At 39.8% G+C, this 10,873-nt stretch carries 12 protein-coding genes; 2 read left to right on the forward strand and 10 right to left on the reverse strand.

Annotation, left to right across the window (positions count from 1 at the left end):
• A partial coding sequence (locus tag R8N47_RS22920) for a hypothetical protein (RefSeq protein WP_225462421.1) occupies positions 1 to 996 on the forward strand: 996 nt, incomplete at its 5' end.
• On the opposite strand, the gene R8N47_RS28875 is transcribed toward R8N47_RS22920, so the two are convergent.
• From R8N47_RS28875 to R8N47_RS22965, 10 genes are all read right to left on the reverse strand, one after another.
• On the reverse strand, positions 993 to 1,364 hold the full coding sequence (locus tag R8N47_RS28875; protein WP_025767057.1) for an RDD family protein: 372 nt from the start codon (positions 1,362 to 1,364) through the stop codon (positions 993 to 995). The two genes, R8N47_RS22920 and R8N47_RS28875, sit on opposite strands and share 4 nt — an antisense overlap.
• A complete protein-coding gene (locus R8N47_RS22925; protein WP_203347281.1) occupies positions 1,361 to 4,384 on the reverse strand; it encodes a hypothetical protein in 3,024 nt (1,007 codons plus the stop codon). The genes R8N47_RS28875 and R8N47_RS22925 overlap by 4 nt, the downstream gene beginning before the upstream one ends.
• The gene (locus R8N47_RS22930) at positions 4,384 to 4,650 is read right to left on the reverse strand and encodes a hypothetical protein (protein WP_025634882.1); all 267 of its coding nucleotides are present in this window, start codon (positions 4,648 to 4,650) and stop codon (positions 4,384 to 4,386) included. Before R8N47_RS22930 ends, R8N47_RS22925 begins: the two co-directional genes overlap by 1 nt.
• Positions 4,651 to 4,653: 3 nt before the next feature.
• Complete coding sequence (locus R8N47_RS22935) at positions 4,654 to 5,841, reverse strand: hypothetical protein (RefSeq protein ID WP_025634881.1); 1,188 nt, start codon at positions 5,839 to 5,841, stop codon at positions 4,654 to 4,656.
• A 7-nt stretch (positions 5,842 to 5,848) separates the two neighbouring features.
• Positions 5,849 to 6,538, reverse strand: a complete 690-nt coding sequence (locus R8N47_RS22940; RefSeq protein ID WP_025634880.1) for an HNH endonuclease — start codon at positions 6,536 to 6,538, stop codon at positions 5,849 to 5,851.
• 1,246 nt (positions 6,539 to 7,784) lie between these two features.
• Positions 7,785 to 7,958 (reverse strand): HNH endonuclease, encoded by a 174-nt coding sequence (locus R8N47_RS22945; protein WP_140050538.1) that lies wholly within the window; start codon positions 7,956 to 7,958, stop codon positions 7,785 to 7,787.
• Between the two features lie 327 nt (positions 7,959 to 8,285).
• Entirely contained in the window at positions 8,286 to 8,528 is a 243-nt protein-coding gene (locus R8N47_RS22950) for a hypothetical protein (protein ID WP_025767062.1), read from the reverse strand.
• Between the two features lie 10 nt (positions 8,529 to 8,538).
• Positions 8,539 to 8,922 (reverse strand): hypothetical protein, encoded by a 384-nt coding sequence (locus R8N47_RS22955; RefSeq protein ID WP_025767063.1) that lies wholly within the window; start codon positions 8,920 to 8,922, stop codon positions 8,539 to 8,541.
• Positions 8,923 to 9,049: 127 nt separating this feature from the next.
• On the reverse strand, positions 9,050 to 9,652 hold the full coding sequence (locus tag R8N47_RS22960; RefSeq protein ID WP_140050539.1) for a hypothetical protein: 603 nt from the start codon (positions 9,650 to 9,652) through the stop codon (positions 9,050 to 9,052).
• Between the two features lie 100 nt (positions 9,653 to 9,752).
• Entirely contained in the window at positions 9,753 to 10,058 is a 306-nt protein-coding gene (locus tag R8N47_RS22965; protein WP_169567642.1) for a hypothetical protein, read from the reverse strand.
• 564 nt (positions 10,059 to 10,622) lie between these two features.
• Between R8N47_RS22965 and R8N47_RS22970 the strand changes: the two genes are divergently transcribed.
• The coding region (locus R8N47_RS22970; protein ID WP_206937396.1) for a transposase at positions 10,623 to 10,873 on the forward strand (251 nt) is incomplete at its 3' end.

Raw genomic sequence — 10,873 nt, forward strand, 5'->3', positions numbered from 1 at the left:
GGCTGCAACCCTGCTTGCTCAAAATCTATTCAAACATGGTTGTGCTTTGGGGAAATTATGAGGGGATCCCTCAGTATTTCGCCTGAGTCCGAAGAATCAGATTTTAATACCTTTATTTATCACAGAGCGCTCCCTTCTACTGGAACTGATTCAACTAATCCAAAGTCAACTTCAACACGAACGCCCAGTGTACGGCATGGAGAGAGTAAGTTAGAAAGGCTGTATTATCATTTATTAACCGACACACTATCAAATTGGCATTTCTCCGGAAAATCTATGTCGGCTGAACAGCACTTATTCAAACTTAAGAGGTCTGCCAATAAAATCCTCTTTGGAAGTAGTACTCTTGATAAATACATATTTATCGGACCAACAGGTTTGAGATACGCTTTTTCAAAACTCTATCGTAAAACCGGGGCTGGGTGGAAAGGCCCTGGACGCCCACAAGCATTTTGCATGTTCATCACCAATACTATTGAGTTAAAAGAACATTCTTTAGTAATTGATGACACGTGTCTGTCGTTTACCCGTTTGGTGAGCCCTTTAGCCAAATCGGCACTTAAAGAAGTGGAAGGACCTTATTTCGTCTTAGCAACCTTATGCCAAATGCACTCAGAAAGAATTAAGCTACACACCGTTTACATCCAACCAATCGTTTCATTGACAAATCAGGTACCTATTACTTCATCATTTGAACGCAAGGTTTTTACCGCACTAATATCTAAAATCGATAATGGCTCAAAACGTTACAGTATTCAGAAAATACTAACCACTCAGATGCAAAGAAACACTTCGGACTACTCCACGCCGAGCTTTATCTTGCAACTGAAGAATAATCATGGAAAAGTGATTTACCGGAGTATGGTTCAAATTGACGATTCGATTTATAACTTAGATAGATTTAGTCGCTCACCCATTTCTCTATGGCGTGTTAACCACTCAATGACAATATCCCCTGATGAGCCAATAGATATTGCCACAGAAAAGATTCTTTAAACTATACGAGTTTTGACGTTACTCGAGCTCATCCGGTCAGACAGAGATCGACGTTTAGGGAAAACAACTATCAAGAACAAAATCGGCACCGTTAAGCAAATTAGAGTACCGAACAAACGATACACATAAGTAGAAACCTCAACGTTCTCACCTTCTTTTCCTTGCACCTGAAGTTTGAATATTTTTTCCCCTAACGTCCTCTTCAAAAGTATGTATTGGCCCATCATCGTAAAGAAAAAGAACACATAGAAATAACCTATGCTTTGGATAGTCAACGCATTTAGTTCAAAGACGTAAAACTCTAAAATACCGAATAATAAGCTAATCAAACAATAGTCGGTTACAAATGCCAAAAATCTCTTTATCACGTACCAACTCCGTTTAATAAAATATGTTCTTTAACCCTATTGATACAATCAATGTAAACATCTTTGTCAGTCATATCATCGACTTCACCCTTCTTCTTGATGAGTGCTTTCATATCTGGGAACGACAAAACCTGTCCTAATGCAATATTCAATTCATCATAAGGTACTGAGTCACCTAATGCCTCTTTTACTTTTCTTCTGACATGAACATCTTCGGCATCACTTGCTAATGACCATACTAAGCCAGGAGGTAACACCGATACGATAGGTTGAATAATTGGCGCTTGTATTTTCTTCAGCTTACCTATGTACAAGATTCCGCGCCCCATGCCATTTAAAATTCCAGCTTTACCGACATACGATTCTATAGATTCAAACTCATCATCTGTTAGCTTAAACTGTTCCTTAATCACCCGTTCTGTACCTACACCTGGGATGTTGCAAATGAAGGTATTAGTAGCCAAGTCGCGAATAGATGGAGGGAAAGCTTCGTACATCTGTGTCAATAAAGTGATGATCTCACGATACTTACGCGCTGTTTTTACTTCTTTATCAAAGTTTTCATCTAACTCAGGACATTGAGCCTGTTCGTATTCGTCTTGGAAGTAATACTTGGGTAAAGGCTTTTTCGCTCGAGCAATTCGAAGTGCACGCTTATAAAACACAGGATCTGCATCATTTTTTACATCATCTTCATGTACCCAGAAATGCCTTTGAGCTAGACCTTTTGCAAGAATAAACCATGCATTTTTCATCGCTGCTGGGGCGGAATCTACAACTGGTTTAGCGTTTACAAACAGCATTGAAAGGTCAGAGTAATCTACCATCGGATATGAGCCTAAAATTGCGCTATATCGATCTGTCATCAGCTGCACTGAAGCACCAATTAGGTCCAGTAGTTTTTCTCCTCCAACTTTGAAAGAACCCATAGCGCTTTGCTGTTCAGCCGACTTTACCTCTTTGGGTAAGTCAGAGATCAGCGGCCAAATATACCTATGAGCTATTTTTGACAATCTTAGGAAATATTGTCGTTGAGCGTTAGATATACCTTCTTCATTCGATGCTTTGTATAGGGCATTACGGGCGTTTAGGTAGCTGTACGACGACTCGCTCTTTAAATGTTTTTGTACAAGATGGTGAGCAAGCTCTTTCTGTATTTTATCGACGCCGGGTTGCGAAGGGTCAATTTTCCTAGGCTGTGAAATAGCCTTTGCTACCATACTGTCAATTATTGCTGAAACACAGTTATCAAGTTGTACGTGGATTGGCTGTTTCGAGCCACCATTGACTATCTTAGTAACAAAAGCAGTCGCAGTGTTGTTCTCCGGCTTAGCCAATTTATTGTAACCATATTGTGGCTCAAGCATGTTGTAAGCGCTTGTCTTTTCATTGGCAAGACTGATTGCCCCTACTTTAGCTCTATCCTCTTTCTTCAGGTTTGCCCTAACAGTTTCGGCAGTGAATAATATTGACTCACCATAGTCGACCCCCGCAATAAGAGGCAACGATGTCGTTCCAGCTAAGAAATGCATTGCCCTGGTTAATACACCAGCTTGAACTGACTTACCAGAACCCATAGATCCACTAACTAAATTCAAGTGATGTGACTGTGTTGAATCAAAGTCAATAGGCCATGGCTTGCCATCAGGTGTGATATAGAGCAATACGCCGGAGTCCCACGGCGAGGCAGGACGTATGATTGGAGCGGACGAGAAGGCTGTTTCAATACTGTCATTACTCGCTCTCCCAACAGGCCTTGAGCTATAGCCAGGTAAAGAGGATAAAAGGCCCTCTATAGGAAATGAGCACATACGTTGCCTTTCCCCTCCCCAACCTCTAAGTGCACTTTGTACGGCTTTGAAACGTGTATTAGTTTCCGTTTCGTTATCACCCCAAACAGTCACCGACATATAACACTCTACTGCACACCCTCCTTCTTGAATGAACTTTGTTGTCTTATTACAGGCTTTCAGAATTTCACTTGATATTGGGTTAGTTTTAGCAACGAATGTGGTGAGACTCGATTTAGTCATTTTAGAGGTTTGTATACTTTGGGAGCCAGAAACCAGAGTGTACGATATACGCATAGGAACATCTCTGTTAACTCGGTTTATAAAACTCCTCATTAACATAGGCTCATCCCCGACTAAGTAACGCTCAAGCGTGGTATAGCAGTGACCATTGAAAAACTTAAAGTCAGGTCTTTTAGCATCCTCAAAAGGCTGTTCTACTATCTGCGAATGTATGGAGCTATGCCCAATCTCATCAGTATCAACCTTGTAGGTATGATTGCTCATTATTTTAGGAGATGATTCTTGTCGTGTGGATGGTTTCCAACGGTCCTGGTTTTCAAAGTCTCGGTATAGAAGATCTCTGATTTCCTTTAATGCACGATGAGACTCTAGTTTTTCGAATAGAACGTACTCAGAAAAAATATTAGTCATTTCTGTAACAAAAGAACGATGCTGGTCGTAAATCTGCATCGTTTCTACCCAGTGATTCTGGGTCTTAGAGCTACTGCTTAAACTGTGACCATATTCATCTGCCAATTTTTTTCTATTTTCATTACCCTCTTTGATGTTTGGTCTATCAAGAGTTTGGGGTGTCGTAGTCAATACAATATAGGTCATCTCTGGCTTAATTAGCTGAGAAATGAGGCTCTTTTCAGTCTTGTTTAACTTCTCATTTTGGTAGCCCATCGTTTTTGATACAGAGTCCACTGTATTAAGACACTTGTTCACAAAGCTCTCAGAACGACTTGAATCAATATCGATAACAAAATCTATTCTGTTTCCACTGTCTGTAAAATTTTGTCGAGCTCTACTTGCCATAAAGTCAAGTATGGCAAGCTCCTGCTTATTTGAGTAGAACCTGTAAGCCCCGTTCAACTTTAGTAGGGTAACCATTGAACCATCGTGAGTTAGCAGTGAGTGAGGGTCAATGCTTGATGTTGTTTCTAATTGACAAATCTCATAGGGTTTATAGGCGATTAGATTCGCTAAAAATGAAAGAGCTCCCATTAGATAGTTAACCTCTTTACTTTCTTCGCAATAACTGGTTGAGTATCCACTCTTCTTGTAGATAGGGCTGTGATTAATTCACTCATTTGAGCTTTCTTATCCGCATCATCTAGCTGTTCAATTTGATCTAGTTTAATGACATCCTGTACCCCAAACGAGTTATGAAACTGTGAGTTAAGCTTTCCGAACACATTCAAATCTTGAAGCTTTTTGTATGTCTCGGGCATTTGACCATCTGAGAAAATTTCTAGCGGTTCAATTTCCATTTTCTACACTCCGATATCTGGCATTGCGCCAAATTTTTCTGCAATAATATTGGCTTTTTTTACATCTTGGCTACTTAACCAAACCCTTGCCGCACCGACACCAAACCCACCGCCGACGAAACCTGCTTTCATAAACGCTTCCGCAAGTTTGGAGCAAATAATCCTGTCATATGCTCTGAGGTACACTCCCAGGCCAGTAGCTTGTTTTTGACTTCCTAAGTGGACTTTATCGGCTAAGGCACACCAAATATTTTCACTGACCACACCTTTAGAGTAACTATATCTATTTTTTGATAGGTCTATTTCAGGCCTTACATCCAACTTACCAGCATTAGTTTTCAGGCCTCCCAAAATTTCAACCTCACAGTAACGTAAAATATCAATAACCTCTGGAAGAGCAGCCCATATTCTCGTTGTAGATTTCACACCTTCGATTCCAAAGGTAAAACTTTGAGCTCGCTTTGGGTCGATAGACTTTACTTTGATATTTAGAATTGCAGCAGTATTTTTATGGAGGTTCTTTAAACCTATTATGACTTTTTCTGTATCAGGGAGTAGTACTTTGTTTTTATATCCAGCAACAATTGGCCCATCGCTACTAAACGTAAATTCTTCCCAATTGTTATCCAAAGGAAAGTTTTGATTCATTAAGTATTCGAAATGCGCAACCCTTGGTAAGGTATAATGATAGATCTTTCCGTTTGCAGACTTTACAGTACCTTGGAATGACTGATACGCATCATTTAATGCCGCTTTAGCTGAAGCGTCTGCGAGTTCACTTATATTTAGTAGTTCAGAAGGTAGGAACCCTTGTGATTCCAGGTATTGTGGGATTTCACCACCAAGGCGATATCGAAGGTAGTCCGGATTAAGTTCGAATTTACCCTGTAGATCTGCAGCAATTGACTGAACTAGCTTTGCTAAATGTTGAATACCTTCAATATCTTTTTTAACATTCAACTCCCTCATTATCTGTTGTAAAGACAACCTTAAATATTGCGACGAACGTAGGTTAGGTACTTTGTAGAGGGCTTCTTTTTGAAATATAGAGTGTTGAATGTTAGTTACCCAAATTGTAGACATCTCCAAATCAGAATAGGAACTAAACTCCTTCACCTTGCCATCGACACAAGAGAATCCACTCCTAGGTTTTTTTTCATCGTTGAATATCGCTACGCCATATGTGTTCATTAATATCCTATCCTTCTAAACTAGAGATATGGTTGTTCACTATTTCTGGCCAATTGTTTGGGTCATAGAAATCTGAAAAGAAGTCTTGGTTCCTACTCCACTCCTCTATCTCTCGAGAAAAGGGATCTGGAGTAAACAGCAACCTTAAATGAGGGTACTTTAACTGACGTTCGGAATACTCTTTGTCATCCATAGCACGAAAGTCTTCAGCTAGTGCCCTAATGTTGGTTATTTTGTACACTTGACTTACTTGCTGCGCCGTAGCAGAAAGGAGCTCGATCCAGAGCCCTGTATCGCGTGCAATACGCAGAAGCGTAGTACCGCATTTTTCTGGACCTTGGATTTTTGCTAAGTAATTTGCAACCCAAGATATTCGAACGTAAGCATTGAGCTCCTCCTGGGTCAAAGAGGGACAAAAAACTAAAGTGGCAAGTTTATTATCTGCAACAAAACCCAGATGTTCACACATATGACATAGAGGGCATTTACACTCAAAGTTAATGATTTCGTTATGTTTGTGATTCCCATCCTTGTGATGAACATGTTGATACTTTTCTGAACGAAAATGGCAATCAGTACATCGATAGTCAACATCTGATAAAAACTCCACCCTTTTTAGTTGAAAGTCTTTATCATCAGATGGTTCTGGTGGTTCTGATAAACGCCATTGATGGCTTCTACTAACACCTATGAACATTACTCACCTATATATGTCATTTGTGGATATTTTACAATACCCCAATTATCATAATAATTGGGATGATTAACAAGGAATAATTTGGAGAGGCGTTAAGTAAGCGCTTATACCAAGATCGAACTGAGTACTTTTCCGATTGATATCTTTATAACGTGGGCAGGTGAACAGTAGAGGATGGCGAGCGATTATGAGTAAAGATGTGGCTTCTTTCTTTTTCTGTTGCTTATAAATACTGATGTTTCGGGTTATCGATTTATGCTACGCCATAGCTGTTTAATAGTGGCATTTGTATGATGCTTGCGGTTAGTAAACCATTTCCGATACAAAACGCCATCGGTCGCACCGATATTACCTTGATTACCTGCTAACCAAGCTCTGTGCAACTCACTTCTAGCAACCAGCCGCCTAAAACTTCTTGGCAAGAAAAGCTGCTCATACCCAACAAAATAGGCTCGCTCGCATATCAGTTTATATACACTTGTCATACAGTTTTCCTTATCCAGTTAATGTTTCTTTTTAGGTTTCAGCAGCGTCTTAACTAGCTTATCTATCTTACGCTTCTGCTTGTACATGGGCGGTTGTATAGGGCAACATCTAAGAGATCACTTAGCTCTCCAACAGCATCACCAGTTTTAGTCGGGTTTACTGACCTTTAAGCACCACCCCCAGTTCTTCTAGTGGCCATACGAGTGTCTAGTTCTTATGTTGAACATGGCTCCCTCTTTGTTATCAAGTTGTTCTGATGGCATTAATCCATTTGAATCGCCTATTTTGACAGTTGTCATAAGCATGTAGGTGTAATTCAATACCTTTTACACAATCTAGTTGTTTACAATCTCATTTTTTGCCGTTTTTTCCGTAGATAAAACCATACACTGCAGTAATAAAAGCGAAAATGAAGAACCACATTAAATTTTCATTCTCGATTAGAGTTTCTAGAGAAAAATCTAGGACAAATCGGACTAAGAAATAGGCACTAGCAAGGGCTGAAACGTTAGTAATAAAGTCCGCGAACTTCCGGTGGTTAGGTTTTGGTTCTGGCATGTTTTTTCCAATGTTGATTACAGCCCATGTCTAGGGCTGTATTTGTACTGTTTCTCTGCTCGCTTTCTTAAGCAAACAGCCTCAAAAAAGTCACTTGTGCTACTAAGGTACTTTTGCTTATTACCCACTCCGATGTAGGCGACAAAGTAGCCATTGATCTGTTTCACTCCAGTCACACCAGTTTTGTTGCGGCGACTTCTAGCTAAATTTCTCTGAGCAACGCAGTTGTCCCCCTACGTAAATTGCTCCATTTATCATTTAGAGAATCACCATCTTTATGATCGATGATGAAATCAGGAAAATGACCAGTCATTATTGACCAAGCGATTTGACCAGATGTGTACTCTTTACCGTCAATGACAATTCTGCGCCACACGTTGCCTTTCTTCCGCTTGACGCATCCCGCAACTAGATTAGCTCGGCGGCCTCTGCCCAACTTTTTCCACTGGATGATGCCACTATCAGGGTCATAGGTGAGTTGGTTTCTAATCTAAGTTACTAATTCCAATACTATCTTCCAACGTTAAATTCGCTCTAAAACTGGCAACTGAAATGAGCCAGTTGCGCTTTGTAACCAAGCACGATGTATCTGAGTGCGAGCAAGTAGCTTCCTAACCAATTTGGGGACTTCTTTTTTGGCTTTATCGGCTTGGTTATATGACCAGATCTGCAATGGCTCGTAACTATCTCTATCCAGCAGGAACTACTCTTTATATCCAACTTTATTGGGATTTCTATTACCAAATCTCTTTCTAGCCAACCACATCCCTAAGAACTGGAGTACGACAATCAAGATCATCACTGAAAAAGCCATTTCACGATTAATAACGCCAACGAAAAGTAACACTAGACTTAATACAAAACCGATGACAATTGCTTGTAAATGGTGCTTATGTAAAGAGGTTCCTTTAGGTTGCCAATATCTAGCTAATATATTGTCTAACATAAGGTGTTACCTACATCTTGATGAGAGCGTTAAAGAATAGTTCTCCATCAGTGAAAGCATCTTGCAACGTCAAACCGTATGCTCTGTGCATCCATGCGGATTTCAGGACTGATAGCCTACACTTAACTTGAAATTCTGCTTCTTCTTTATCTAAATTTGGATACCCAGCAACCCCCAATAATAGGTCATGTATGCGCTGATTAGATTGGCTCAACTTGATTATAATTGAAGGAGTAGTGATATAGTTTAGTTTCTCTTTAGATACCTCAGTTAGCTCCAACTCTGTAGCAATCACATCAAACCATAAGGTAACTTGTTGTACGCAGATGGAGCTATCGGCATTTGTATATTCACTCAGGCTATCACTAATTTCTTTAGCTAATACTATTTTCATTTCTTGTTAGTCCTTGGTCGTTGTCTTAACTTTTTCTTTAAGGTCTGCGTTCTTATTTTTGAAGCATTTTTACGGTTCTAAAAGGTAAATCTAAGGTTTTTATGAGCTAATATGTTCCCTATCCTAATTAACCTACTTTTTTAGCTAAAGACTTTGCCAGTCCCTCGTTAACAAATGATTTCCAATTTTCTTTAGTTAGTTCTGCCTCGACAACTTCTTCTTCGACTAGCGAAATGATGATTTCTCGATTAATTAGGTTTGTAGCCATGTCTAAATCATGTAAACGAAGGAACGATGTTACACCCCACAGCTTATCTGAATGAAGTTCCAAGCTATCAGGTAGACCCATAAGAGCAGCGAAAGCAAAATCACCTTGTCTTAATCCCCTGCAATGCAAAACCATCATATCTTCAAATCCAAGATAGATTGCTTCTAATGGTTTATCCTCATCATCGTTTGGCTTTAGATGAACTAACCATTTATCCTGATGGACATCAACTAAGTGATTCATCCCTTCATAGTTTTGTAAACCTCGAAGGTTATTGGACATGAGCACACCGTAAACCAACTTTAGTTTTAAATGATCATCATTTAATGGTGTGTCAGGGTTTAGCACACCCTCCTCTCCACGATCTAGAATAGGTAACTCAGCAGCATCTACCAAAACAGCTAAATCTTTTTCGGTATGGGGCATCTGCCATACTGCATATTGCATTTCATTCTTTGACAAAGTTTGCACTCCAAGTTGTTATTACTACTTCTATCAAAGGCACTCAAATCAACCTGTTAAATGCCTTTTGCACAAGTTCGATTTTTCCAATACTCTCAAGTTACTTAGTGAGTGGGATAGAATTTGAATCCATAAAAGAATCAACCTGTTTAACCAAGTCTACTGCTGTCGGCTCTGTCTCTAACGTTGACCGAAGTTTGTTGATTGTTGAAACGCACTCCTGATTAACTTTGAGAGTAATTTCACCTAGGTTGTTAATGTTGGAGTCACAAGCCAATTCCAACTTTGCATCAAGTAAACTTAGCGCAATAGAATGACCTAATTCGATTACCATTTCTTCTTGAGTCGTTGCTTGAGCTTGCAAGGAAAGAGCAGCTAAGATCGTAGCTACTAACTGTATTTTCATATTTTCGATTTTCCCATTACTTCAGCGACAAAAAATCGCCTGTGTATTCATAGTTGACAAGCGCATGTAAATCTCGCCTATGAGAAGGCGTTGCTTCTTCTTTAGCTTGCTCATAAAACCACTTTCCCGCACCATAAAGATCATTGTTGATGTCTAGCCACGATACATCATATTAATTACCATCTTTTTTGTTGATGGAATCAAGACGCTCGTTCCAAGTTCAACCATCTACATGCTTCACCAAAGAACGCATGTTTTCCTTAGATTTTTCAGTTAATTCAAAAGCGAATGGGTTAGAGGTGTTTGATAGTTTATCTAATTCAAGGTCATCTCTAGTTTCAGTCTTACTCCTGTTTTAGTCTCCTATTTTTAAAAGTTCAGCGTTCACATACTGCCATGTTGTTGAGTTAAACCAGTTAATCGGATCTATTTCCCTGTCTGGAACCAACCAATGAAAACCATCTTTTAATGCTTCTTTGTCTAGGCAATACTTATTATTATCTAAGAACCTATCCCAAAAGGAATTGTCAGATAATACATAATGATAATTTATGAGGGCAACGTATGGCAGGTAATAAGTGGCAAATCAGTGATGAACTCTGGGAGAAAATGGCTCCTCTCATCCCGGAACATAGAACTCAACACCCGCTGGGTACGCACCGCAAGCGGGTTGATAATCGCGCTGCAATGAACGCCATTTTCTTCGTACTCAGGACGGGTTGCCAGTGGAATGCGCTAAATGCCACCGGTATATGCTCGTCAAGCTCTGCTCATCGCCGATTTCAGGAGTGGCGGGATGCTGGCGTATTTGAACG

Source organism: Vibrio sp. 2132-1 (assembly GCF_033344315.1).